General features: G+C 60.7%; 23 protein-coding genes and 2 pseudogenes. 8 read left to right on the plus strand and 17 right to left on the minus strand.

Annotation, left to right across the window (positions count from 1 at the left end; translation table 11 throughout):
* Positions 1-213: 213 nt before the first annotated feature.
* Complete coding sequence (locus QP027_RS10065; protein WP_284824532.1) at positions 214-681, minus strand: GNAT family N-acetyltransferase; 468 nt, start codon at positions 679-681, stop codon at positions 214-216.
* A 120-nt stretch (positions 682-801) separates the two neighbouring features.
* Here QP027_RS10065 and QP027_RS10070 point away from each other — a divergent pair.
* A pseudogene (locus tag QP027_RS10070) lies at positions 802-1,046 on the plus strand (LLM class flavin-dependent oxidoreductase); the annotation flags it as partial.
* 366 nt (positions 1,047-1,412) lie between these two features.
* Positions 1,413-2,831 carry an MFS transporter gene (locus tag QP027_RS10075; RefSeq protein WP_284824534.1) on the plus strand — a complete coding sequence of 473 codons (1,419 nt, stop codon included), beginning with the start codon at positions 1,413-1,415 and terminating at the stop codon, positions 2,829-2,831.
* 56 nt (positions 2,832-2,887) lie between these two features.
* On the opposite strand, the gene QP027_RS10080 is transcribed toward QP027_RS10075, so the two are convergent.
* From QP027_RS10080 to QP027_RS10110, 7 genes are all read right to left on the minus strand, one after another.
* A complete protein-coding gene (locus QP027_RS10080; protein WP_284824536.1) occupies positions 2,888-3,448 on the minus strand; it encodes a hypothetical protein in 561 nt (186 codons plus the stop codon).
* Complete coding sequence (locus QP027_RS10085) at positions 3,378-4,664, minus strand: relaxase/mobilization nuclease domain-containing protein (RefSeq protein ID WP_122943844.1); 1,287 nt, start codon at positions 4,662-4,664, stop codon at positions 3,378-3,380. The genes QP027_RS10080 and QP027_RS10085 overlap by 71 nt, the downstream gene beginning before the upstream one ends.
* The gene (locus tag QP027_RS10090; RefSeq protein ID WP_122943845.1) at positions 4,661-5,248 is read right to left on the minus strand and encodes a hypothetical protein; all 588 of its coding nucleotides are present in this window, start codon (positions 5,246-5,248) and stop codon (positions 4,661-4,663) included. The genes QP027_RS10085 and QP027_RS10090 overlap by 4 nt, the downstream gene beginning before the upstream one ends.
* Positions 5,245-6,690, minus strand: a complete 1,446-nt coding sequence (locus QP027_RS10095) for a Rep family protein (protein ID WP_284824539.1) — start codon at positions 6,688-6,690, stop codon at positions 5,245-5,247. The genes QP027_RS10090 and QP027_RS10095 overlap by 4 nt, the downstream gene beginning before the upstream one ends.
* 300 nt (positions 6,691-6,990) lie before the next feature.
* Positions 6,991-7,239 carry a hypothetical protein gene (locus tag QP027_RS10100; RefSeq protein ID WP_122943847.1) on the minus strand — a complete coding sequence of 83 codons (249 nt, stop codon included), beginning with the start codon at positions 7,237-7,239 and terminating at the stop codon, positions 6,991-6,993.
* Positions 7,239-7,448 (minus strand): hypothetical protein, encoded by a 210-nt coding sequence (locus tag QP027_RS10105; protein WP_284824541.1) that lies wholly within the window; start codon positions 7,446-7,448, stop codon positions 7,239-7,241. The genes QP027_RS10100 and QP027_RS10105 overlap by 1 nt, the downstream gene beginning before the upstream one ends.
* A gap of 181 nt (positions 7,449-7,629) precedes the next feature.
* Positions 7,630-9,066 (minus strand): recombinase family protein, encoded by a 1,437-nt coding sequence (locus QP027_RS10110; protein ID WP_284824543.1) that lies wholly within the window; start codon positions 9,064-9,066, stop codon positions 7,630-7,632.
* Between the two features lie 35 nt (positions 9,067-9,101).
* On the opposite strand from QP027_RS10110, the pseudogene QP027_RS10115 reads away from it, so the two are divergent.
* Together QP027_RS10115 and QP027_RS10120 are read left to right on the plus strand one after the other, a co-directional pair.
* Positions 9,102-9,935 (plus strand): annotated as a pseudogene (locus QP027_RS10115) (LLM class flavin-dependent oxidoreductase); the annotation flags it as partial.
* 48 nt (positions 9,936-9,983) lie between these two features.
* Positions 9,984-11,123, plus strand: coding sequence for a hypothetical protein (locus QP027_RS10120; RefSeq protein ID WP_284824545.1), 1,140 nt, complete (start codon positions 9,984-9,986; stop codon positions 11,121-11,123).
* Here the strand turns inward: QP027_RS10120 and QP027_RS10125 are convergent.
* A complete protein-coding gene (locus tag QP027_RS10125) occupies positions 11,120-11,911 on the minus strand; it encodes a carbon-nitrogen hydrolase family protein (protein WP_284824547.1) in 792 nt (263 codons plus the stop codon). The two genes, QP027_RS10120 and QP027_RS10125, sit on opposite strands and share 4 nt — an antisense overlap.
* A gap of 90 nt (positions 11,912-12,001) precedes the next feature.
* Here QP027_RS10125 and QP027_RS10130 point away from each other — a divergent pair, with 90 nt between their 5' ends.
* The 3 genes from QP027_RS10130 (at position 12,002) to QP027_RS10140 (ending at position 15,256) form a co-directional block, all read left to right on the plus strand.
* Positions 12,002-12,253 (plus strand): hypothetical protein, encoded by a 252-nt coding sequence (locus QP027_RS10130; protein ID WP_284824549.1) that lies wholly within the window; start codon positions 12,002-12,004, stop codon positions 12,251-12,253.
* A complete protein-coding gene (locus tag QP027_RS10135; RefSeq protein ID WP_284824551.1) occupies positions 12,250-13,422 on the plus strand; it encodes an alpha/beta hydrolase in 1,173 nt (390 codons plus the stop codon). The genes QP027_RS10130 and QP027_RS10135 overlap by 4 nt, the downstream gene beginning before the upstream one ends.
* A gap of 64 nt (positions 13,423-13,486) precedes the next feature.
* Positions 13,487-15,256 (plus strand): pyruvate dehydrogenase, encoded by a 1,770-nt coding sequence (locus QP027_RS10140; RefSeq protein WP_284824552.1) that lies wholly within the window; start codon positions 13,487-13,489, stop codon positions 15,254-15,256.
* On the opposite strand, the gene exaC is transcribed toward QP027_RS10140, so the two are convergent.
* From exaC to QP027_RS10170, 6 genes are all read right to left on the minus strand, one after another.
* A complete protein-coding gene (gene exaC, locus QP027_RS10145; protein ID WP_284824555.1) occupies positions 15,253-16,773 on the minus strand; it encodes an acetaldehyde dehydrogenase ExaC in 1,521 nt (506 codons plus the stop codon). The genes QP027_RS10140 and exaC overlap by 4 nt on opposite strands.
* A gap of 168 nt (positions 16,774-16,941) precedes the next feature.
* The gene (locus tag QP027_RS10150; protein ID WP_284824557.1) at positions 16,942-17,367 is read right to left on the minus strand and encodes a heat shock protein transcriptional repressor HspR; all 426 of its coding nucleotides are present in this window, start codon (positions 17,365-17,367) and stop codon (positions 16,942-16,944) included.
* 24 nt (positions 17,368-17,391) lie between these two features.
* Positions 17,392-18,567 carry a molecular chaperone DnaJ gene (gene dnaJ, locus QP027_RS10155; RefSeq protein WP_284824560.1) on the minus strand — a complete coding sequence of 392 codons (1,176 nt, stop codon included), beginning with the start codon at positions 18,565-18,567 and terminating at the stop codon, positions 17,392-17,394.
* A gap of 149 nt (positions 18,568-18,716) precedes the next feature.
* The gene (gene grpE, locus QP027_RS10160) at positions 18,717-19,385 is read right to left on the minus strand and encodes a nucleotide exchange factor GrpE (protein WP_284824562.1); all 669 of its coding nucleotides are present in this window, start codon (positions 19,383-19,385) and stop codon (positions 18,717-18,719) included.
* Complete coding sequence (gene dnaK / locus QP027_RS10165) at positions 19,385-21,238, minus strand: molecular chaperone DnaK (RefSeq protein ID WP_284824564.1); 1,854 nt, start codon at positions 21,236-21,238, stop codon at positions 19,385-19,387. The genes grpE and dnaK overlap by 1 nt, the downstream gene beginning before the upstream one ends.
* A 237-nt stretch (positions 21,239-21,475) precedes the next feature.
* The gene (locus QP027_RS10170) at positions 21,476-22,462 is read right to left on the minus strand and encodes a DUF4272 domain-containing protein (RefSeq protein WP_284824566.1); all 987 of its coding nucleotides are present in this window, start codon (positions 22,460-22,462) and stop codon (positions 21,476-21,478) included.
* An 81-nt stretch (positions 22,463-22,543) separates the two neighbouring features.
* Between QP027_RS10170 and QP027_RS10175 the strand changes: the two genes are divergently transcribed.
* A complete protein-coding gene (locus tag QP027_RS10175; RefSeq protein ID WP_284824568.1) occupies positions 22,544-23,872 on the plus strand; it encodes an AI-2E family transporter in 1,329 nt (442 codons plus the stop codon).
* Here the strand turns inward: QP027_RS10175 and QP027_RS10180 are convergent.
* Both QP027_RS10180 and QP027_RS10185 read right to left on the minus strand, forming a co-directional pair.
* Positions 23,869-24,423, minus strand: coding sequence for a nucleosidase (locus QP027_RS10180; protein WP_284824570.1), 555 nt, complete (start codon positions 24,421-24,423; stop codon positions 23,869-23,871). The genes QP027_RS10175 and QP027_RS10180 overlap by 4 nt on opposite strands.
* Before the next feature lie 371 nt (positions 24,424-24,794).
* Positions 24,795-25,733, minus strand: coding sequence for a sulfite exporter TauE/SafE family protein (locus QP027_RS10185; protein WP_284824571.1), 939 nt, complete (start codon positions 25,731-25,733; stop codon positions 24,795-24,797).
* Positions 25,734-25,739: the final 6 nt, after the last annotated feature.

A 25,739-nucleotide genomic window follows, 5' to 3' on the forward strand; every position in this document is an offset into this window, starting at 1 on the left:
GTTACCTTTCAAGTATCAAATTGTTGGTGTCCCAAAACTAACAAAAGGAACAATGTGATCGCCAGCACAATTCCCTAATATTGAATATATCTTTCATTAACCGTCGTTTGGGCACCTTGCAACCACTTCTAGACCTTTGATTCAAATCGGCAAATCACACCGATACGGGGGATCTTGACCAATTCCGTACGGTCAAGCAGTCAAATCGTTCCCCTATCCGGCCAATAGTGAACTGAGCTTCAAATGAAGCGTCGGGTAAGGGCACCCGTCGCCATCAAGTTCATCGCGCCCGACTTGCACAAATCCGCGACTGCGATAAAAGGCGCAGGCTCCGCCGTTTTGCTCGTTCACGTCCACCGTGGTAACGCCGTGGTTTGAAATCGCCTCATGCAGAAGTCGTGTGCCAATTCCCCTACCGCGCGCCACGTTTTCGATAAAGAGCATTTCAAGATTGCCCTCTGCGATTCCTGCGAATCCGACCGGCTTCCCGTTCAACTCCGCAACAATGAGCGATACTGCGGGAAAATACATAGCTGCGAGATTCCCTTCGATGCGTTTGAAGTCCTCTTCAGTAAGAAAATCATGGGTTGCGCGGACGGCGCTTCGCCAAATTGCGACGAGTTCGGGATATTCGGTCGCGCCTTTTGCGGCTCGGATCGTCACCGCTGAATCATCGCCCATTTGGCCAGAGTGACACACTCTGGCCCGGGTAACAACCTGGCGCCCTGCATGAGCACCGCGGCATCAAACCGTAATCTTGACTACCCTTGTTGATATATCACTAACACGAAGGAGAAGAAGATGAAGGCTTTTGGATTCTTAAGTTTTGGGCATTATGCATTTGGTGGCCAAGGAGAAGCTTCGGCGGCAAGGTCCTTAAAAACCATCTAGAGATAGCGAAGGCAGCTGACGAGATCGGCGTGAATAATGCGTCGTTCCGCGTGCACCACTTTGCACCACAGGGTGCGTCGCCGATGCCGCTACTGGGAGCCATCGTTGGCGCTACAAAGCACATCGAAGTGGGCACAGGCGTCATTGATATGCGCTAGCGCATGTATAGGTTGCGACACTGGTGACTCTCCATGACAAGTATTGAGCCATGGGTCACGCGTGAGCGCGGCACCATCTTGGCGCGTGTGCCGCCTCGCTCGCTTGGTACTTGGAGTCGGCAACCACAGGGGTGGCCTGGACCCGGCCCACTCAGATTCGCAGTCACGGGCCCCGGGCAGTACAATCGTCAACATGTCAGCATCTTCGTGCTCTGCCGCCTGCGCGGCAGTGACCAGGACCTCCCGCTAGCGGCGGGACGTCCTCCTCACACCACTTACCTCCTGGAACGTCCAGTCGCCTCGTGAACCATCCGGAGCGGCCCTTTGTGCTGCTCGAAACTCTTCAGAGCGAAGGAGCAATCGATGCTTTCAGGCATTTCCTCTTCTACCCGCGGGCTCAGTCCCGTTCCTGTGCGCGTATGGCTCGTGCTATGCGCGATGTCCATGCTGCAGTTCTTCATCGCGGTCGACGTGACCGTGGTCAACATTGCGCTGCCCTCAATCGGCGCGGACTTCGGCGTCGAGGGTCACTCCCTGACGTGGGTCGTGGTCGGTTACACCATCACCGGTGGCGGGCTGCTGATGCTCGGCGGACGACTCGGTGACCTTCTGGGCCGCCGCCGCACACTACTGGTCGGCACGACCCTCTTCGGCGCGGCATCACTGCTGGCGGGCCTGGCACCCTCGTTCCCGGTCCTGGTTGCCGCGCGCCTGCTCCAGGGAGCAGGCGAGGCCATCGCGCTGCCCGCGGCGATGGCGACCATCGTGCTGCTCTTCCCCGAGGGGCCGCGCCGGTCGCGCGCCTTGAGCGTGTGGGCCGCAGTGGCCAGCTGCGGACTGGTGCTCGGGTTCGCCCTTTCGGGGATCATCACCGCTCATCTGGGCTGGCGGTGGATCTTCCTAATCTCGGTTCCGTTCATCCTGGTCGTGATCGTGGCCGCGCTCGTACTGGTCCCGGCAGACCGGTCTCGGTCTCGTGAACGGGTCCGTCTGGACCTTCCGGGATCACTCCTGCTGACGGCCTGCCCGCTGCTGTTCGTCTACGCCGCGGTCGAGGCCGGCGAGCCTGGGACAAATCCGTGGGTGAGCGTGGCCGCGCTGGTCGGCTCGGTGCTAGCCGCCGTCGGGTTCGTGTGGGTCGAGTCGAAGTCGCAGAACCCGCTGGTTCCGCTGGCCTTCTTCGCGGACCGCGCGCGGCTGCGAGCGAACCTGACGACGATGCTGCTCAGCGGCGCGTTGTCGACTTCCTTCCTGCTGTTCACCTTCTACCTGCAGGAGAGGCTGGAGATCGGTCCGCTGGGGGCAGGTCTCACGATGCTGCCCCTGGCCGTAGCGCTGATCGCGGCCTCGGTGCTTGTTCCACGGCTGCTGGGGCGCTGGGGCGCACGCGCCTGCGTTCTGGTCGGGCTCACGGCTGCTGCGGGCGCGATGGCGGTGGTCGCGCTTGTGGCGGTCCTGGGCGGTGGGGCAGCGTGGCTGCTCCCTGCGATGCTGCTGATCGCGGCAGGAATGGGATTCGGACTCGTGGGTCTGCAGTACATCGCGGTCAGCGGGACCACCGACGAGGATGCCGGGATCGCATCGGGCGTCCAGCGAGCGGCGGACCAGCTCGGAGGAGCCAGTGGCGTGGCCGTGTACGTGGGCCTCGGGTTCGCCCCGGCCCTGCACGCCGGCGATCCCTTCGTGATCGCTGCGGTGCTCGCCGTCGCCGGGTTGGTCATCGGTGCCTTGGTCATCTCCCGGTCGCCGGCTAACACTGCGATGCAGCCGCAGGCCGAATAGCAGGAAAGAGATCGACTCTACGCCGCTGCTGAAAAAGCAGCGGCGTAGAGTTGCACCTACTTCTTCCACCGGGGCCACTTCGGCATCCCGCGGCTCTTCCACATCTCCACCAGGCTTGTAATCCAGCGGACGGAGGCGAACAGCCCGTAGCCGGACGCAACGAGGCCTATCGCGACCACGAGCCAGCGTCCGATCCCGAGCCACACAGTCCCGTTCACGTCCAGCGCCCACTGAGCGCCCGTGATGAGCCCGGCTACGGCCATCCAGAGCCCAGCGACGACCACGGTCACCGGCAGGAGTACGAGGCACATCGCGGCGGCAGCCGACCAGAGCTGACGGGCCTCCAGCTTCGCCGTGGCAGCGATGATCCGCTCGGCCCGCTCGTTCGAGGCGTCGAGATTCGCGGTCATCGTGGCGGTGGCCTCCCCGGAGACCTGCTCGACGGCCTTCTCGACCCGCTCCTCGGTGCGCTTCTCGATCCGCTGCACCGCGCCGCCGACCTGGCTCACGAGCTTCTGGTTCGCTGTGGCCTGCACCTTCAGACCCTCAATCGCCGAGGCCGTAGCCGCGCGATTCTTCTGCGCCTCCGCGACCAAGGTCCGCGACGCGGCGTTCAAGTTCTCGCCGTTGAGACTCTGCGCGAACTCGCCGAGCGTGCTCGCGATCTCGTTCTGCCTGCTCTCGATACTCGCGATCCTCGCGGACACGTCGCTGGAGGGCGAGGAGGTCGACGCCGGGGCTGTGATCCGCTCCAGTCGCCTCGTCGTCTCCTCGTCCATGACCTTCACGAACCCCGCGAGCTTCTTCTGCTGCTCGGTCAGCGTGGCGATCCTCGTATTCTGCGCCTCGACGGCGGCGAGGATCGAGGTCAACAGCTCCATCGTCTCCGGACTGCCGAGCTGCTGCTGCGACTGCACGGGCCCGTTCTGCTGCTTCAGCCTGTCGAGTGCTGCGCTCATGTTCCTGCTCCTTCTGCTGCTGGTGGTAGTCGAAGAACGCCTGCGCGCCCTCCGGGGTGAAGTCCGCCGAGAGAGCGCTCGTGCGCTTGCGGCGCTCAGCACGCCTGGACTCGCCGCGGCGGTCCTCGATGTAGAGCGTCCAGGTCTCCTGACCGGCACGCTTACCCTTCTTGCTGACCGGGCTGTGCAGACGCATCCGCGGCACCCGATCCCCGTCATCGCCGAGTTGCTGGCTCTGCTCCTCGATCACCGCTTCGAGACCGGCCTTGTCCACCGCGCGGGGATCGGCCAGCGCCGCGCTCATCCGGTCGCCCATCTCGCGGTCGAGCGACCCCTCGGCGAAGTCCTCGCGGCGCAGCTCCCAGTCCTTCGGCGCGTGCCCCAGCCGCTTCACGACCGAGAGCCCGTGCTCGCGCATCAGCTCGTCGTTCGCCGACTGGACGCCCTTCTGGTTCCCGGCCTTGCGGTCGTGGAATGTGCGGTAGTCCGAGAGCGCCTTTCCCGTGCGGTTGTTGTGATTGAGAACCAAAATATGATTGTGCGGCTTCTTTCCCCGCCCATCCACATGACTGACGACGAGGCAGTCGGAATCCGGGTGCATCTTCTTCGCGAGCTGGTAGCCCAGATCGTTCACCCGCTGCACGTGTTCGGGGTTCTTCGGGTCGAACTCCTCGTCGCTGAACGACTGGCGGTAGTGCAGCGCCTCGACCTCGCGCGTCGTGTTCTGCATGAGCGCCCGAGCGCGCGCCGAGAACGAGCCGGGGCCTCCCGGCACATCGCACGTGATCGCGACGCCCCGCTCGTCCTCCTTGCCACGGATATAGCGCTCCGTGTCGGCGGCGCTCGTGCTCGGGCTGTAGTGCGTCGTGCTCACGAGGCCGTCCGATCACCGAGCAGGGCGCGGACCTCGCGCAGCAGCTCGATCAGCTCGGGCACCTCCGCCGACAGCGCCACCGACTCACCAGCCCGCGCCCGGCGGTCCAGGTCGTTGACGTTGATCGCCAGCGGGCGGATCTGCGCGGCCAGCTCGCGCGCGTCCGCCGACACCTGCGCGCGCGCCTCGACCCCGAGCAGGTGCGCGGCCACGGCGGCGTCCAGTTCCTCGCTCCGAGAGGCGTGGAGGGCATCCCGGACGACGGCCCGCACCCACGTGCTCGGAGCCAGCCCGAGCCGCTTCGCACGAGTGCGAAGCGCCGCGAGCGTGGCCTCTCCGAAGTCGGTATCGAGCTTCGCGCGGCCCCCACGACGACGCTTCGCGCCGCCGTGACTCTGGCGCACAGCCTCCGCATCAGCCCGACCGGTGTTCACCTGGGAGTCGGTCTGCTGCTCCACCTGTACGCCAGAGTGGCAAGCAGTAGGCCTGTCGGACACATCGCTGACGCTCGTGTCCTCCAGCCCTGCTTGCGAGGGGCCTCCGGCCCCCTCGACCCCCTGGAGTACGGTGCTGTCGGCGCTCATGCGGCACCTCCGATCAGTGCCAGCGGCACGTCCGGGCTCCGCACCGCGAGCCCGCCCAGCAGCTCAGCGACCGCGCCGTCCGCGTCGTGTTCCGCCGAGGTCTCCGGACCGTAGGTCAGTTCCCGCGACCCGGCGTTCTGGTGGTAGGCGTTGCCGTACATGCCGGGCGTGTGCGCGGCGACCGGAACGCTGCACTGGTGCCATTCGTAGGGCTCGATCTTCCCGATGTGCTGCACGAGGTAGCGGTTGATGTCATCGGCGCGGAAGACCTTCACGACCGAGGCCAGGCGGCGGATGAACTGGTCCAGCGCCTCGTCCACATTGCCCTTCTGGCGGGCGTAGTAGAAGAACTCGACGGGCTCGATCGTCGCCGTCATGACGATGAGGCGCGGAGCCACCTCGCCCTTGTTCTTGTACCGAGCCTTCGCAGGCGAAGCGTTGTACGGATCGAGCAGCAGCAACCAGTCGTTCGCGTCCATCGCCGAGGCCCGCAGATCGTCCAGCAGCAGCACCTCCTCGCCTCGCCAGTCATCAAGCGGATTCCCCGTCGCGGCCCGGTAGACCTGCCACCGCTCGCCGTGCGCGTTCGCCGCATTGATCGCCTCGGTGATGAAGTCCGTGGCGAACCGGGTCTTGCCGATCCCAGCATCCCCATGGACAAACACCACGTGCGTCGAGAAAGCACCGGCGCGCAGCTTCGCCGCCGCCCGGTACGCGCGGCGCTGGCCGTAGGCCGACAGCGCGTCGTCGATCTCCCGCTGATGCCGCGAGTAGATGTCGAACAGCCCATCGGTGAGCATGATCTGATCCCGCGTGATCTCGCCCTGGAGCACGCGCTCGCGCATGTCCTCGAAGTTCTCCGCGACGACCTTCTTTTTCACGTGGGCACGACCCTTGAGCCACGTCTCCCGGCGCTGGGCGTCGATCCCGAGGTAATCCGGCCCGCGCACCGTGGCGACCTCCGAGGGCGCGTACTGATGCTTGTCCGCGTACTTCACGTGCGTCAGGTACGACAGCATGTTGTCGAACGCATACCGACCGCGCCCCGGCTTCTCGACGTACTGCGGCTCGACGCCGATGCCGAACGCGAGCCGATCCAGCGGTGCGCTCTTCGCACGGCTCGCGAACTTGATGACCGCGTGCAGGTGATCGGGCTTTGGCTCGACCACCAGAGCCTTCTCCGCGTCGCTCCAGACCTCGCGCTCATCCCTGTCGTGCACGATGCCGTAGGCCTCGATGACCTCGCAGCCGATGGCCTCGAGTCGCTCGACCAGGTACGACAAGATCGCCCCGGCTCCCTGCTGGAGCAGTGCGGCACCGCTCGGATCATCGGCGGCCCAAGTCCAGTACGACGGATCGAGCTGCTGCGCGAGGCCGATGCTCGTGGGGTTGTTCTCCTGCTTAGCCACGACGACCACCGCCAGCGACATCGTAAGGAGCATGCGGCGCCTTAAATGACCCCCTATTGACCCCCAAATGAGACCCCAAATGATCGCGCGAGGTCACACGACTGCGCGAGACCGGAACCGGCTCCTGACCAGGCATGTTGTTGCAAGGCGCGGCAATCGACAAGCCCTTGCCGCGCCCGTAGGAACGAATAAGGCTCCCGAAACTCTTGGGGTGCGAACGGGAGTTGCGAACCGTCATGACGACGGGCAGCCCGCCTGCGGCGGGTGCCAGGTCAGGCCCTCCGGGCGGGGTCAGGTCGGCGGACACGAGGGCGCTGGTGCGGTCGGTGGTGCTCATCGGGCACCGCCCTTGCTGTAGCGCTTGATGACGGCCTGGTGCGTGACGCCGAGGGCGTCGCCGATCTTCGCCCAGGTCACCCCATCGGCGCGGGCGTCGGCGACGGCGATCTCGACGGACTCCTCCAGCACGGAACGGAGCACACCGAGGTCGTAGAGACGAGCCTCGGAGTCGGCGAGGGCGGGGTCGCCCTGACGCCAGCGGAAGCCGGTCAGGTGATCGAAGGCGGCGGAGTTCGCACTCATCAGCGACCACCGCCCATCACGGCGGCGACGGCGGCGCGCTGTCGCGGCGTCAGCGGAGTGAGAGCCAGACGCTCACCGGCTCGGCGACCGGCGGCGCGGGCGGCGATGACGGGATCGAGCCCATCAGCATGCGGAACGGGAGTCGAGGCCTGGTCGAGACCAGGGCGGTCAAGCGCAGATGCGCGGGGAACGTCGATAACGACAGACATCGGAAGTCCTCAGACATGAGTATCTTCCGGTTCCCCGCCACGGTAATTGGGCTGTTTGACCGGCTACTCATCCGGGAGCAGAACCCCGCGCTTCTAAGTCGCGGCCCCGGTGGGATCTTCTTGTCTGCAACCATTCTCCCATGACTCGACTCACCATTGCAATGACGAGTCGAGTCATGAGTCAGTCGCTTCTCGGCTCGATCCGCACGAGATCGGGGTCGAACTTCACGTGACCCGGCATTATGGGCTCGATGGTCACCGTCACCAGCTCGTCCACGAGCATCCGGCGACGGTCCATGTCCAACGCCTTCCACTTCGACTCGACGACCTCACGACGCTCCGCGGTGCCGACCGCCTCCTCCACGCCCGCCAGCAGCTTCGCCGCCACCGACACCGAGCGGTCCAGCAGCTCCGTGTCGATCTCATCGATGCGGGCCTTCACGTCGTTGATCGCCGCGGTGATCTCCAGGACCGGCTGATGGATGTCGCGCAGCAGCGGGCTCAGCTCTTTCACACGCTCGACCAGGGCGCTCCGCTCGGTCAGCAGTTCCTCGCGATCCGGCCCGTCGTCCTCCTGCGGCATCACGAGGTCGTGCACGTCCACGGACGACAGGCGCGTGAGCACCGCCTCGGTGACCATCGCATCGACGGGCTCGCGCTGGCGGGTGAGGTGGAACTGCTCGCCACAGCGGTACGTCGGCTGCTTGCGGCTATTTGTCCCCGAGACGAGCGTCGCGCCGCACTTCCCACAGAGGCCGATCGTGGACAGGAGGTACTTCGGCTGGTTGCCCTGCCTCGCCGACCTCCGCACGTTGTCCTCCAGCTTCGACACCGCAGCCCGCCACGTCTGCTCCCCGACGATGGGCGGGAACGCCTCGCCCTGCACCGGGTACAGCTCGCCGGAGGCGTAGTGCTTGATGAAACCAGCGTAGAGCGGGTTCGCCAGGAGGTAGCGCACGGCATCGACGGAGAACTCCGACCCGCGGGCGGTGAGGTGACCGGCACTGTTCAGATCCTCGCGGATTCGCCGGATCGACAGCGACGGCTCGCCGAGGAACGCGTCGAAGGCCCGCCGAACCGCGTCAGCCTCCTCCTCGATCAGTTCACCTTCTCTCGTCCAGCCGAATGCCTTCCAGGCGGACGTGGGAATACCCTCGGCACGTCGGCGCTCGTTCGATCTGATCTGTCGCTCGGCCTTGCGTCGCGCCTCGAACCGGGCCAGCGCGGCGAGCATCGTGGCCCGGAACTCACCGTCTGCCGTCGAAAGGTCGATCTCGCCGTCCACGGTGACGACCCGCAGGCCGAGATCGATCAGCGTGTTGAGGTCCTTCGTGCTGCGCAGCAGCCGGTCCATGTCCACGGCGACCACCATCGAGAACCGGCCCGCGCGGGCGTCGTCCAGCATCTCGGCCCAGCGGGTGCCAGCGCGGCGCTTCTTCGTCGCCGACACCGCGTTGTCCTCGTAGACCTCGACGACGTTCCAGTCCTTGGCCTCGGCCAGCGCCCTGATCTTCCTCAGCTGCGTATCGACCGTCCAGCGGTCGCCCTTGCGGTCCATCGAGGCGCGGACGTACGCGGCCACCTCGTTCGTCTTCCTCAGCGCTACCAGTTCGACCATGCAGCCAAGCTTACGTGAACGGGTGTTGCAACCGCGACATGCGCTACGAAACTCCACTCTACCTCGCCGAAGAGGCCGCGGCGCTTGATCTTCTGTCCGATGGGCGCACAGCCCTGGGCGTCTCGCGAGGATCACCGGAACCAGCAGAAAAGGGGTGGGAGGCCTTCGGCTACACGGCCGAGGCCGAGAATGGCGCAGACATGGCGCGAGAGAAGTTCGAACGGTTCATGCATGCGATCCAGGGATACGGCATGGCCCAGGCAGCACCCCAAGAGCGCCAGTACCCGCGCATGTACAAAAGTGGCGCACCGCTGCCGGTTCTTCCACACTCGTCCGAGCTGCATAAGAGAATCTTCTGGGGCTCCGGCTCCAACTCTTCGGCAATCCAAGCCGCACACGACGGCGTGAACCTGATGAGCTCAACGTTGGTGTCAGAGGCAGACGGACGCTCACTTGGCGAGGTTCAGCGCAGCCAGATCGACACCTTCCGCAACGCGTGGAAGGAGGCGGGCCACGATTGGAACAACCCGCGCGTGTCGGTTTCGCGTTCGATCTTCCCGATCGTCGATGAAGAGACGCGCCTCCGCTTTGGCACCCAGGCCACCGAAAACGACCAGATCGGCTCTTTGGGCGAAGGCGTGCCGGTCACTTTCGGCCGTTCCTACGCAGCGGAGCCAGACAAGCTCATCGAGCAGCTCAAGGCCGACCCAGCGATCGAGGTGGCGGACACGTTGCTGCTCACCATTCCGAATACCATGGGCGTGGACATCAACGTGAAAATCCTGCAGGCCTTTGCAGAACATGTCGCACCTGAGCTTGGGTGGATCCCCAATACGGAAGGGTTAGTCTCGGGTTACGAAATTACATAACCCTGCAAGTATACGACAGGTGATACATCATCGTCTAAGATCATCGACATGGTACAGCTCGATGATGTGGGACAGCTGATCCGTGAACGCGGGAGCACTCTCAGCAGTGAAGTTCACGGACGCCTTTTCGAGGCCATACCGGAGACTCGCCAGCTTTTCCCCGCAGACATGGGACGCGCTCACACCCAGCTCCCCCGCGCCCTTGCCTGGGTCCTAGAAAATGCCGACGAAAACGGCCTGCTTTGCGACGACGTCATCGCCCAAATCCATACCCTCGCACGTGACCACCGTCGGCACGGCTTCCCGTCAGATATCTACGACCTTTTTGGTTTGCTGCTGGGCGACGCTTTCGTTGAAACAGTCGGAGACGATCTTCCCCAAGAGACTATCAATCACGTTGTCCGCCTCATCGGATTGGTGTGTTCTGAGCTCAGTATCGCAACCTCGGAAGATGAGCTCAAAGGAATCCCGCCGGCCTACGCCGCGCACATCACCCACATTGAAAACCACGGCGAGGAAGTAAAGGTACTCAAACTAGAGGCAGGTACGCCGGTGGATTACTCCGCGGGCGACCTAGTTCCCGTAAAGCCTTCTGAACAACAAGGCGGCTGGATGTGTCTTGCTCCGGCCCTCCCGCCAAATCCCTTTGGCCATCTTGAATTTCATGTGCCACAAAAGGTTCCTGCGAGCGTGGGCGACTACTGGACCATTGGGTCCCCGCGCACAGGCATCACATCCACAGAAGGGCGCGACAAGCTCCTCATCTGCGCAGGCACCGGACTTTCCATCATGAAGTCCCTGGTGTTCGACCTGCTCGCTCAGTCTGAACGCCCCAACGTCCATCTCATGATTACTGCCGACTCACCCGCAGGGTTATACGAGCTCACCACCTTTGCTGCCCTCGCACAGGCTAACGACTGGCTTACCGTGACACCTGTCGTTGATGGTCCCGCTAGCATCGAAAACCCACCGACTACAGCAGGGATCACCCCCGTCACCGTCCCGGTCGAAATTCTTTTATCCGGCGCCGGATTGTGGTGGGACCGCGAGATTCTCATCGCCGGTCCAGATGATGCTATCGAACCCATCCACTTAGCCCTCTTAGATGCAGGGGCGCCAAACGAAGACATCCGTCTCTGCTCTCCACATGGCCACGATATGTGGGCACGCGAAGACGACCCCTTTTAAAGCACCGGCAACGATTCTCGCGCCTGTTCGACCAGCTCCAAGTCGAGCTCGGCAACAATCACGTCTTCTTCGTAACCTGCCTCAGCGATCCGATTGCCAAACGGGGTCACCACGGTGGAATGTCCCAGACCCGTCGGCCCGCTTTCCTCCCCGGCGTTGTCAAAGCCACCCGGACGCGCTTGCCCCGCCGCTGCCACGAATGCAGTGGAATCCAGCGCACGCGCCGCCGAAAGAATCCGCCACTGATCAAGTTTTCCTGGCCCATCGGCCCAGCTCGTAGGAACCACGATCATCTGTGCCCCGCGGCGCGCGAGCTCCTTGAACTGCTCTGGGAACCGAATATCGAAACAGGTGGCAACGCCTATTTTCACGCCGTCGAGTTCAAAAGTCACCAGCTCGGTGCCTGGCTTTACCGTGTCTGATTCCTTGTATTTGAAAGCATCGTAAGTGTGAATTTTGTCGTAGCCCATGTGTAGCCCTGCTCCGGTGATCAGCGCGGTGTTGAACACGCGATTGATCTTGCCTTGGGTGTCCGCCGGTCGGAACATACCTGCGACAATGACCACGCCGAGCTGGTCGGCAAGCTTCTTGAGCCCTGTAGAAAACTCCCCGTCGAGGTCTTCTGCCTGCTCATCCAGCCTTCCTGAACCAAAGGCCTGCGATGTCGCCTCCGGGCACACGATCAAACGTGCGCCTTGCTCGGCCGCGCGACGAATCGCCTTTTCGGCGTGAGCCAAATTCTCCAGCTTATTGCTTCCGGTGGTGATTTGCACGAGTCCGATACGCATATCCACAGGATATGTGGGAACGGGCAAACTATCCACAGATTTTTGCAGCGCCACATCCACCCTTAGCCAAAGTTGTGCATCCTGATCTGCATGAGTCATCTTTCCTTTTCTCCATCCACTGCCAAGAAGATCCGTGCGGCGATTCCGCTTATCGACGATCTCACCGCAACCAATCCGCTCTCCGGCACGCTGTCGGCGGTTGCATTCAGCACCGCTGCTACCAGCTGGCTCGAACGCATCAACGCTGCCTCTAACCGCGCCGAGCTCCATGCCCAGGATGTCTCCGCATTCTTGGATGACGCTGATCGGCTCGATCACGAGTTCGCCGAGGACTTGAAGTGACAGCCCCATCCCCGCAACCTTTCGCCGAGGCAGCCGGCGTCTTAGGTGAAGTCACCGGCGCAACCACCACCCGTGCAGCCCAGCTCCGCTTCGCGGTAAGTGTGCTGCGTGAAGACGGATTTGATGGACCCGCGGCCGATTCCGCGATGCAGCGATTCAGTGGTTTGGCTGAACAGCTCACGTCCATTGTCGACGAGATCAACGCAGTCATTCCGGTGCTCCAGCTTGCCGGCATCGCCGAGAATTTCCTCACAAGAGCGATCGAAGCTGCCTCGACGCTAGCCGGCTTCTCTTCCGAAACTCCGGCGTTTGTTGCCTTGATGCAGTTGGAGCGACGTCGCCTCGACGCGCAGCTAGCCACGCTCATTCTGCAACACTGCCAGCACGTTTCCCAGCCTATCCTTGACAGACTGTACCTCCATCCGGATGATTCCCTCTCTGATATCCACCAGAGGAATTCCGTAAAGCTTAGCGACGAGCACCGTGGCCTGATCGAAAGCTACAACGGGGTCGTACTTGAATCTGGCTCTGGAGGTATCACCGTCCTGCTTGGCACGTCTCCCGAGGATGTAGACCGGCTGCATCCACGGGCCATCACGACGATGGTGGCGGGGGTTGGTTCATCACGGGAGTCAAGTCTTGCCGGTTATTTGGACCGAGGCCAAAGGTTCTCCGATGCTTCTGGCGCTCCCACGGTGGTATGGCTGGGGTACACCGCACCAGATAGTGTCATTCCGCCCGGCGCGCTTTCGCGGTTTGCGCACCAAGGTGCCGACGACCTTTCCGACTTTCAAGCAACCTTGCACGAGCGCTTTCCCGACGCAAGAAAGAATGTCGTGGCACATAGCTACGGCACGGTGGTCGCAACGGAATCCGCGCGCGCCCACGGCCTATTCGCTGACAACCTAGTGCTGATGGCTTCTCCTGGCGTTCCCGCGGCACACGTGTCACAGCTGCACCTGTACGGTTCCAGTCCACGAGTAACTGTGGTGGATGCCGCGCTCGACCCAATTCGTGTGACTCGAGGCGATCACGGAGCAATTCACGGTGCCAACCCGCGCTCGCTATTCTTCGGCGCAGACGAGACCATCGTCTTGCCGTCTGTTGGCCACAGCTCACATTGGTCCCACCCGCGCATCTTGGAACTGCTTGCCCGCATGAGTGCTTAAAGCCCACGACGTGTCGCCGTGGTTACACGTATCATGGGCACCAATTCGATAAAGGAGCGTGAATATGACCATGAATTTCGCCCAGCAGATCGTCGCTAAGCTTGAAGAACTCGGAGTCAAACGCATCTTCGGCCTTGTCGGAGACTCCCTCAACCCATTTTCGGACGCCATCCACGCAAGCTCCATCGAGTGGGTCCATGTGAGAAACGAGGAGGCCGCCGCCTTCGCTGCCGGTGCCGAATCTTTGGTCACGGGTGAGCTTGCCGTGTGTGCTGCCTCGTGCGGCCCCGGCAACACTCACTTAATTCAGGGGCTTTACGATGCGCACCGTAACGGAGCTCGCGTGCTCGCCATCGCCTCACACATTCCAAGCCTGCAAATCGGCTCGGACTTTTTCCAGGAGACGCACCCCCAGCAGATTTTCCAGGAGTGCTCCGGCTACTGCGAGGTGACCCACTCCGCTGAGCAAGGTGCCCGCGTCATTCACAATGCCATCCAATCCACAATGGCGGGCCAAGGCGTATCCGTCGCCGTTATTCCGGGTGACGTTTTCGAAGAAGAGGCCGTCGACGGTGGCGTATTCGATTCCGTGATCGCGCGTGGCACCGACCGCCGCGTATTCCCTGACCCCGCCGAGGCCGCCGCACTGGTACAAGCGATCAATGAGGCCGATTCCGTCACGTTATTCTGCGGCGCAGGCGTGAAGAATGCCCGCGAACAGGTATTGGCGCTGGCGGAAAAGATCAAGTCCCCCATCGGACACGCCTTTGGCGGCAAGATGCACATCCAATATGACAATCCCTTTGATGTGGGTATGTCGGGCTTGTTGGGCTACGGTGCCTGCCACGACGCGAGCACCGAGGCTGACCTGCTCATTTTGGTGGGCACCGATTTCCCATACAACGACTGGTTGCCGACCAAGAATGTGGCGCAGATCGACATCGATGCCACACACATCGGTAGGCGCACGACGGTTCGCTATCCCGTCGTCGGCGATGTAGCCAGCGTCATCGAAAACATTCTGCCCCACATCGACGAAAAGACCGACCGTTCCTTCCTAGACAAGCAACTCAAAGCCCACGCTTCTGCACTGGAACACGTTATCGATGCATACACCGAGAAGAACCCGACGAAAATTAAGCCGATTCATCCCGAATTCGCTGCCGGGCTTATCGACGACCTAGCCGCCGACGACGCCATTTTTACAGTGGATACCGGCATGTGCAATGTCTGGGCCGCTCGCTACATCACCCCAAACGGAAAGCGCGAAGAGATTGGCTCATTCAAACACGGGACTATGGCCAATGCACTGCCACAGGCAATCGGCGCCCAATCTGCCGACCGCAACCGCCAGGTCATTTCGTTTTCTGGCGATGGTGGCTTGAGCATGCTGCTCTCCGAGCTGTTAACAGTCAAGCTTCACGATCTTCCGGTGAAAATCATGGTTTTTAACAACTCGTCGTTGGGCATGGTCAAACTCGAAATGATGGTGGCGGGCCTGCAGGAATTTGGCACGGACCACGAACAGGTGGATTTTGCGGCGATCGTTCAGGCCGTGGGCATCAAGTCCTACCGCGTGGAGAACCCTGCCGAGTTGGAGAAAACCATCAAACTCGCACTGGCGCACCCCGGCCCCGCGCTGGTTGACATGGTGACGGACCCCGACGCTTTGTCGCTTCCGCCGGACATCACCTGGGACATGATGAAGGGCTTTTCCACTTCAGCGGTGAAGACAGTCCTCAGCGGTGGGTTGGGCAATATGGTCGAACTAGCCCGCGCCAATGTACGCAACATCGGCGCGGCGGCCAGTATCGAGGCCAATAAGCTTCGTTAGAACAGCCCGGTTTCGTTCTCAGCGTAGGAGACCAGCAGGTTTTTGGTCTGCTGGTAGTGCGACAGCATCATCAGGTGGTTTTCGCGTCCGATGCCCGATTCCTTGTAACCGCCAAATGCTGCGTGCGCTGGGTACGAATGATACTGATTCACCCACACGCGGCCTGCTTGGATCGCTCGACCGGCGCGGTAAGCGGTGTTGCCATCGCGTGACCACACACCAGCGCCCAGGCCATAGTTGGTGTCGTTGGCGATTGCGATGGCCTCATCAAAGTCCTTGAAGGTAGCTACGGACAGGACCGGACCGAAAATCTCTTCTTGGAAGATTCGCATCGAGTTGTCACCCTTGAACACTGTCGGCTCGATGTAAAAGCCCTTCTCTAGGCCTTCGATCTTGTTGACCTTTCCACCGGTCAGCGTTTGCGCGCCCTCCTGCGGGCCGAGTTCAAGGTACCCGGAGATCTTATCCAACTGCTCCTGCGATGCCTGTGCGCCCATCATTGTTTCGGTGTCTAGGGGGTTGCCCACCTTGATGCTTTGAACACGCTTGACACCGAGCTCGAGGAATTCTTCCGCAATGGATTCATGTACAAGTGCGCGGGAAGGGCAGGTGCAAATTTCACCCTGGTTCAGCGCAAACATCGCGAAGCCTTCGATCGCCTTCTGACGGAAGGCATCGTCTTTGGATAGGACGTCATCGAAAAAGATCGACGGGGATTTTCCACCGAGTTCGAGTGTGACGGGAATGATCTTGTCAGCAGCTGCCTTGTTGATGATCTTGCCCACCGCGGTCGATCCGGTAAATGCGATCTTGGCAATGCGATTTGAACCGGAAAGTGCAGCTCCAGCCTCATCGCCAAAGCCGTTGACAATGTTGACAACGCCATCTGGGATGAGATCGCCAATGATGTTCATGAGATAGAGGATCGAAGCAGGGGTCTGTTCAGCCGGCTTCATCACTACGGTGTCGCCTGCAGCTAGGGCGGGCGCGAGCTTCCAAGTGGCCATCAAGAGCGGAAAGTTCCATGGGATGATCTGGCCGACTACTCCGAGTGGCTCGTTGAAGTGGTAGGCAACTGTGTCGTCGTCGATTTGCGAAAGCCGGCCTTCCTGCGCTCGGATGGCGCCGGCGAAATAGCGGAAGTGATCGATGGCGAGCGGAATATCGGCGGCAAGTGTTTCGCGCACAGCCTTACCGTTATCCCAGGTTTCGGCGACTGCGATCTCTTCTAGGTGTTCCTCCATGCGATCTGCAATCCTGTGAAGTACGAGAGCTCGCTCCGCCGGAGAGGTCTTTCCCCATGCTGGGGCAGCCTTGTGCGCTGCATCGAGAGCGAGTTCAATATCTGCCGCGGTGCCGCGCGCCACGTGGCAAAACACCTCTCCATTCACCGGCGAGATGTTGTCAAAGTACTCTCCATCAACTGGTGGAACCCACTGGCCACCAATGTAGTTGTCGTATCGGGACTCGTAATGGACAATCGAGCCGTCGGTTCCCGGGTTTGCGTAAACGGTCATCGCGGATTCCTTTCTGCTACGGGTGTGTGCACCAACCTATCAGTAATCCACGTCACATCTGCTAAGTTTTGTGCCAAGGGGGAAGCTAACAAGCTTCACAAAACTAAAGGGCGCGGTGCACGTCATTTTGACGTACACCGCGCCCTACCCCCGGAAACTAATTCCCGGCTAGCCTTGCCCGTTTCGACGACTCCCGCGCCCGCGACGAGGGTTCCACATCACCACGGCGGTAGACCGTGGAACGTGGACGAGCTCGCCGCCTGGTCGAGGCCCGCTAGAGAGCTTCTGTTTCAGCTCACGGTTTTCTTCCTCCGCGTACTCGAGGCGGCTTTGCAGGTCTTCGATTTCGTCGGTGAGTTCGATGATCGTCTTGATACCGGCAAGGTTTACACCCTCTTCTTGCGAGAGTTGCTGGATCCGCCGCAAGAGAGAGATGTCGCGACGCGAATAGCGGCGTCCACCTCCTGAGGTTCGCGCAGGCGATACCAAGCCGAGCCGGTCGTAGGTCCGCAGCGTCTGGGCGTGCATTCCTGTGAGTTCTGCTGCCACCGAGATGACGTAGAACTCTTCCTTTTTCTGCTTCTGATCAGCCATTGTGGTTTCACCTCCCTGCTTTTCTTACCTTGCTCCCGCCCACCCGGCGCGAGGATCGAAACCTGAATCCTTCTCAGCCTGAGCATAGGTTCGCAAAGCTGTTGTCGCAGCGGGATCAAGATCCTTTGGTACTTGCACTTCCACGGTGACCAAAAGGTCGCCAGCGTTGCCCGACTTCTTCGGCACCCCGCGGCCACGCACACGCAACGTGCGACCATTCGGCGTACCAGCGGGCACCTTGACCTTGACGTGGTTGTCCAAGGTAGGCACGGTGATCGTTCCCCCCAACGCAAGCTCAGAGAAGGCGACGGGTACAGTCACTTCCAAGTCATCGCCAGTGCGGGTGAATACCTTGTCTGGGCGAACCGTCACCGAGACAAAGAGATCACCGGCGGGGGTGCCGTTCGGGCCCGCTTCACCTTGGCCAGCAAGTCGAACCTTTTGGCCATCGATCACGCCAGCGGGGATGCGCACGGTAATCGACCGAGTGCGATGCACTGTGCCGGAGCCTGCGCACGTGCCGCACGGGTCGTCGATAAACTGCCCGCTACCGGAGCACTTTGCGCACGGACGCGACATGCCGAATGCGCCCTTTTGCTCGCTGACGAAGCCGCTGCCCTGGCACTCGGTACACTTCTTCGGTTGTCCTGATCGGGACCCGGAGCCGTGACAGGTAGTACATGGGGCGTTACCGGAGAGCTCGAGAGGGATGGTCGTGCCCTTGGCTGCTTCGCGGAAATCTAGCGTAATGTGCGTTTCGACGTCGGCCCCCCGCGTCGGCCGAGCTGCCCTGCCAGCACCGCCGCCACGATTAAAGATGCCGCCGAAGATGTCACCAAAACCGCTGTCCTCAGAAAATCCTCCACCGGATCCGGTTCCCGATCCGAAGATGTCGGAGATGTCGAAGTCTTCCGCCGTCGTGTGGCGAAACCCACCGGGGAATCCCCCTAGACCTCCCTTTCCGATCATGGATTTCAGCTGGTCGTACTCTTTCCTGGTCTTCGCGTCGCCCAGAACGTCGTACGCCTCGGCAACTTTTTTGAAGCGCTCCTCCGCTTTGGTATCCCCCGGATTACTGTCGGGGTGGTTTGCTCGTGCGAGCTTGCGATATGCCTTCTTAATTTCGTCTGCCGATGCGGACGAGGAGACCCCTAGGTCCGCGTAATAGTCCTTATCTGCCCATTCACGGTTCATCGCCACGGGACACCTCCTCCTTTCTGTGGAAAATCTCTAACTAATATGACTAAGTATTTTTGTTTAAAGATCGCTAAATCTATGAAGTTGTAGCTTGCCAGCAATGGCCGGGGTAAAGCACTCTTGCCTTGCCCCGGCCATCACCTTGCGCATTGTTACTCGCTCGCCTCGGAGGATTCCGCCGTGGAGCCCTCGCCCGCGCCCGCGACAGGATCAGCGATGATCACCATTGCGTTGCGAATCAGACGGTCGCCTAGGCGGTAGCCCTTACGCAGCACAGTGCCTAGGGCTTTGTCCTCACCAGTCGACAAGTCTTGGACTGCCTCGTGGATCTCTGGATCGAAATCTTCACCTTCAGTGCCGAACTCTTCAAGCTTCTGGCCCTGCAAGATTGCGATCAGCTTGTCAGCGAAAGCCCGGAGCGGGCCCTCTTCGAGGTCGCCGTGCTGCTTCGCCAGATCAAGATCATCAAGCAGTGGCAGCAGTTGGGTGACAACCTTTGCCTTTGCATTGTCGACGATCTCGCCGCGCTCGCGCTCGGTACGTCGTCGATAGTTGGCGTATTCCGCGGAAACACGCTGCAGATCCTCGGTGCGCTCAGCTAGCTGGGCCTCAAGGTCGGAGATTTCGCCGTTGCCGTCTACGTCGGGTTCGATATCAGCGAGTGCTTCGTCGATTTCCGCTTCGAGCTCGGGGTCAATCTCGACTTCTTGAGCCTGCTGCGCCTCGTCGGCAAGGCCTTCTGCCTGCTCCGGGGTAATGCCTTCGGTGTCGGTGTTCTCCGGGTTGCCCGGGTCGTCCGGCATTGGATTGTTGGTAGTCATTACTTGGAGTCACCGTCCTTGGTGTCTTCCTCTTCGACTACCTCAGCGTCGACAACATTGTCGTCGGCAGCTGCATCCGCACCTGGCTCAGCCTGGGTTGCACCGGTGTTTGCCTCAGCCTCGTAGATTGCCTTGCCCATCTCCTGGGACTCGGTGGAAAGCTCCTCAACAGCGGTCTTGATGGCCTCGATGTCGTCGCCCTTCAGCGCTTCGTCGACCTTGTCTGCTGCTGCGGTGACCTTCTCCTTGATGTCCTCGGAGACCTTGTCAGAGTTCTCCTCCAGGAACTTACGAGTCTGGTAGGCCATGGATTCGGCGTTGTTGCGGGTTTCCTGCTCCTCGCGACGTGCCTTATCCTCTGCAGCGTGCTCCTCAGCATCCTTGATCATGCGATCGATCTCTTCCTGAGACAGCTTGGAGCCGTCCTGGATGGTGATCGTGTTTTCCTTGCCGGTGCCCTTGTCCTTCGCAGAAACGGAGACGATGCCGTTGGCGTCGATGTCGAAGGTGACCTCGATCTGTGGGATGCCACGTGGAGCTGGTGCGATGCCGCCGAGCTCGAAGGAGCCAAGCAGGGTGTTCGCAGAAGCCATTTCACGCTCGCCCTGGAAAACCTGGATCTGTACGGAAGGCTGGTTGTCTTCCGCGGTGGTGAAGGTCTCGGAACGCTTGGTTGGGATGGTGGTGTTGCGCTCGATCAGCTTGGTCATCACGCCACCCTTGGTCTCAATACCCAGGGAGAGCGGGGTGACGTCGAGAAGCAGGACGTCCTTGACGTCGCCGCGCAGGACACCAGCCTGCAGTGCTGCACCAAGTGCAACAACCTCGTCTGGGTTGACGCCCTTGTTTGGTTCCTTGCCGCCGGTGAGGTCCTTGACCATGTCGGTCACAGCTGGCATACGGGTGGAGCCACCGACCATGACTACGTGGTCAATGTCGTTGACGCCCATACCTGCGTCCTTGATCACCTGGTTGAACGGAGCCTTGGTGCGCTCGAGCAGGTCAGAAGTGATCTTCTGGAACTCGGTGCGGGTCAGGGTCTCATCCAAGAACAGTGGGTTCTTTTCGGAGTCGACGGTGATGTAAGGCAGGTTGATGGATGCCTGCTGGGAGGAAGAAAGCTCAATCTTTGCCTTCTCTGCTGCCTCACGAAGACGCTGCAGAGCCATCTTGTCCTTGGTCAGGTCGATGCCGTTGGCAGACTTGAACTTCTCTACGAGCCAGTCAACGATGCGCTGATCCCAGTCGTCGCCACCGAGCTCGTTGTCACCTGCGGTTGCCAGAACCTCGACGACGCCGTCGCCGATCTCAAGTAGGGAGACGTCGAAGGTGCCGCCACCAAGGTCGAAGACGAGGATGGTCTGTTCCTTCTCGCCCTTTTCCAGGCCGTATGCTAGGGCAGCTGCGGTTGGCTCGTTGACAATACGCAGAACGTTGAGGCCTGCGATCTGGCCAGCTTCCTTGGTTGCCTGGCGCTGTGCGTCCTCGAAGTACGCAGGCACGGTGATCACCGCGTCGGTCACTTCGTCGCCCAGGTAGGTCTCAGCGTCGCGCTTCAGCTTCATCAGCGTGCGTGCAGAGATTTCCTGTGGGGTGTACTTCTTGCCATCGATTTCGGTGCTCCAGTCGGTGCCCATGTGGCGCTTGACGGAGCGGATGGTGCGGTCAACGTTGGTAACAGCCTGGTTCTTTGCCGACTGTCCAACAAGAATTTCGCCGTTTTTTGCAAACGCAACGACAGACGGGGTGGTGCGTGCACCCTCGGAGTTGGCGATAACTACTGGCTCGCCACCTTCCAGAACCGATACAACCGAGTTCGTGGTACCAAGGTCAATACCTACTGCGCGTCCCATAATGTTTCCTCCTGTTTAGATTGATGCTTGTTTTAAGTTGATTGCCATCGGCTCAACTTCTGAAACCACTGTAACACAGGGAGTCAAACACCTTGAGTCCGATACACTCAACTCATATAACTTTAGCGGCCTCAAAGTTATTCCACACAGACTCAACTTCATTGATTTGCGCAGGTCAAAACGATTCGGGATGCGCAGAAACCGTTACTAACTCTTTACCGTGGAAAGCCCGAATAGCTAAATAACCCGCTCACTTTGACCCCATTCACCCTTCGGCCACAGTGCCCATCCAAGCGCGCGGTTCCACCCGGCCGCCATGCGCGCACCTTCCGAACCCACCCAATCGGGCGCGGAGTGATGCACCAAATGGTTTAAGTCAAAGGCGTCGAGGATGTCTTCTAGCGAGCGCACCACAGCATTCCCAGTCGCGGGCGCACCCATCATCCATGCCACTGGCTCGCAGGAAATCGCACGCAGTCGCCCCTCCGGAACCTCCGCGTTTCCAATCGCCCAAGCAAGAGCTTCCGCAGCCGCAACCGACTCCAGATGCAACCAAGCTCTTTCTTGGAGCGCCTCGCTCATCTCGAATTTTCTTCCCGGCACCAGCAGACTCCCCACGTCCTGCAGGAACTGCTTTTCCCGCACCGTCAATAGCGCGCGGTCCACCGCCACCACATCATCAGTTTCCGGCGCCTCCCCCAAAGCCAATTCGGCCGCGATGTGCCCCACCGTTGCGTGCGCACGCTGCATCCGTTCGATCTCGCCCGCGGGCCGCAGCACAGCCTCCGCCGCACCAATCACCGGAGGCACAGAACTATCCACATCCAGTCCCTGTTGGCTCAGCGCGCTTATCGACGAATACCTGCGCCGATAAGCATCCGCGGCCACCGGCAGTTTGACCTCCATCCCGGGGGCTTGGAGGTTTTCGCCATCGACATTGCGCAGGGGCCCGTTGCCAATTTGAAAGACGACGGGCCCTTCGTCGGCAAGCGAAGAAAACTCGGCGAGCTGGGACGCAGTGTAGGCGTTAGAGCGCTCGTACTCGTAGATTGCGGCGACTCTCGTGACCAAACGCGCAAGGGGATGCGTCGTGGAAATATTCGGGCTGGTGACGGTCAATCCTGCATCGGCGAGCATCCCGATCAGTTCGGCCACTCGTTCGGGCGCGCAACGGGAAAACCGCGGGTCAGCGGGAGGGACGGTGCTCAACGCGGTCACATGCATGTACCTATCTTCATGGATGGGAAGACAATTTGCAGCGCACGCTCAGGTTTTGGCACCATTCATCTGGCACTATGGTCAATTGTGACTGAAAAAGACCTGCACGATTCCCTTTCCGAAGTTGTGGATAGCGATCCACAAGAGCTTGCTGGTTCCACAGCCGTGGGCGACACCGGCTTAGGCACGTCCGACGAGATGATCGACCGTTCCACAATCCTGGCACACGATGCCAAGTCAATCGCCGGCTGGGCCCTACGCTTTATCATCGTCGCGGTAGCCGCATTCATCCTATGGCACCTCCTTGGTTACATCTGGGTTGGACTCCTCCCAGCGATGCTGGCGCTGATCTTTGCCACCGTGCTTTGGCCTGCGGTGCGATTCCTACGCAACCGCAAAATTCCTGCCGCGCTGGCGGTATTGCTGGTGATTGTCGGATTCTTCGGCATCATCTTCGGCATCTTCGCTGCAATGGCGCCGACTATCGCGCGCCAGTCAAAGGATCTTGCGGTGCAAGCAGAGGCCGGCATCGAGCAAATCCTGCGCTACCTAGAAACCGGGCCGATCAAGATTGACACAACGCAGATCGATAAGGCGATTAGCGAGCTCCAAGATTTCGTCTCGGGCCAGGCTTCCAACATCGCGTCGGGTGTCATGTCGGGTGTCTCCGCTGCCACGAGCATCGCCACCACGGTGGTCTTGATGCTGGTCCTCGTATTCTTCTTCCTTAAAGATGGCGACGGATTCCTGCCGTGGGTGCGCAAGTATGTTGGCGAAAAGGCAGGATTCCACATCACCGAGGTTTCGATGCGTTCGTGGAACACTCTCGCCGGGTTCATCCGCACCCAGGCATTGGTGTCCTTTGTCGATGCGTTCTTCATCGGTATCGGTCTGGTTATCTTGCAGATTCCACTGGCGCTCGCTCTTGCTGTAATCACCTTCTTCGCGGGCTTTATCCCGATTATCGGTGCGTTTTCTGCAGGAGCGTTAGCGGTGATCATCGCATTGGTCTCACAAGGGTTTACGTCTGCGGTCATCGTCTTGGTCCTGATCATCGCTGTCCAGCAGATCGAGGGCAATGTCTTGCAGCCACTGCTTCAGTCGAAGGCCATGGGCCTTCACGCAGCAATTGTGCTGCTCTCCGTGGCCGTGGGTTCTACGCTATTCGGCATCCTCGGCGCTTTCTTGGCAGTTCCAGTCGCCGCTGTCGCCGCTGTGTGGCTGCGTTACCACGCTGAGATGGTGTCGCTTCGTTCCGGCGAAATTACTGCCGACGACATCCAGCTTTCCACCCAGCGGGGATCGACATTGAGCTCGCAGGAGGCGTTCAACGCGGTGCGCGAACACTTGCGCTCGATGGGTCGTCGTAAAGCGAAAGCCCCTGCGGAAGAGGAAACTGCAGAAGCAACTAACTAGGAAGTAATCATTGCGAGCGCGTCGGCCAACTCTTGGGCGGCGCGCTCAAGAGATGGCACCCAATGTTCCATTGCGGACTCATCAGCGGAATCGGAGATCTGTTTCAGCGCCGTAAAGGGCACGTCGAAAGTAGCTGCTGCGGCGGCCAGGGCGTAGGCTTCCATGTCCACCAGCTGGGCTTCAGCAGCCAGGCGGTCTCGGAGGGCGGAGTCATTGACAAAGGTGTCGCCGGTGACCAGATTCGCGGTGGGCAACGCACCTGTGACGGGCAGGGTGAACCAGCGCGGGAAGACGGGCGTGGTGATGCCCTCGACAGCCGCCGAATCAAAGTCATGCTTCTTGATTGCGGTGATTTCGTAGACGCCCGCGTGGGCATCGTGAAGCGCTCCGGCGGTACCTACGTTGACGATGCGCTCGGGCCGCGGACCCGTTGCTAAACGACGAGTAAGTGCGATCGCCGCAGGCACGGTGCCCACTCCGGTAATGAGTACCTCGTGATTTGTAATTCGCGCAGCTTCTGCGCGCACCGCCGCAACGATCAAAATGCTCATGCGCAGTAAGTCTAGAGCAAGTCCAGGCGGTGCTTTACCTCGCAAGCGCTTCGGGCAGAAGAAAACCCCACCGAGGAGGACTCGGCGGGGTGTTTCGTAGCAATTCTTAGATTACGGAGGAGAGTGCTCCGACAACCTCGAATGGGAACTGCAGGAGCTCACCAAGAGCGTTGACAAGAACTGCAATGACGTTGGAAGAAGTTTCTAGCATGTTTTCTTTCCTTTCATGTGATACGAAAACTTACAAGAGCCACGTTAACAATGGATTGACTCTAAACCAACGGAAAGTAACCAATTACAAGCAATTGCCAAGAAACTCCTATATACATAAACACTTTCTGGCAACTAAATATAATCGACGTGCACTGTGTCTAGACGCTGTTATGCACCGATTCGGTGGCTCGTTCCCTGTCAGGATCAACTGCTTCAACAATCTCTACTTCGTGCGCCTTTTCCCGCGCGCGGCGCGCTCCGACGATGGTCACGGTGAATCCGACGATCAGAACTGCAGCGCGGATAATCCACAATACGGTTTCCGACAGATCCAACGGACCAAATACGGCAGGGATGTTCAACACCACGAGCATCGTGCCGACAAGCCCGCCCAGCAGGTAAGGATTCAAACGCGAGACAGCAAAAGCTGCGATCGGTGCCGCTACTACACCACCGATGAGCAGCGCCAGAATGATCATCGCGTTTTCTACCAGCTGGTCCCACATACTGACGACGAAGCCTGCGGTACCACCGATCGACACCAAGAATTCAGAAGCCGATACCGTGCCGACGATGCGGCGAGGCTCGCTGCGTCCCATGGTCAGCAGTGTGGACATCGTGACTGGGCCCCAGCCGCCACCACCTGTCGAGGACAGGAATCCGCCGACCGACCCCAGACCGAACAGCAGACCGCCGGATGGTTCCTTCGTCGTGGTCTTCTTCGGCGCGCGGCCACGGGAGAATCGCATTACCAGGTGGATGCCAAGGCCCATGAGGATGATGCCGGTGAGCGGTCGCGCGGCTTCCACCGACAGGTTCGACAGCACGGTCGCACCGATGAATGACAACACCATGCCCGGGATGCCGAGTTTCAGAGCCGCTTTCCAATTCACGTTGCCAAAGCGCCAGTGGCTCACGCCCGCGGCGAAAGTGGTGCCCAGCTGCGCGGCGTTCACGGCTGCGACCGCCTGGGCGGGCCCGAGGCCTGCCAGGGCGATCAAGATGGTGGTCGACGTGATGCCGAAGCCCATGCCCAGTCCGCCGTCGACAAGCTGGGCGGCAAAGCCTGCAAGGCCAATCAAGATGAAGGTAAGCAATGTTCT

Source organism: Corynebacterium breve (assembly GCF_030252165.1).
GTDB classification, from domain to species: Bacteria; Actinomycetota; Actinomycetes; order Mycobacteriales; family Mycobacteriaceae; genus Corynebacterium; species Corynebacterium breve.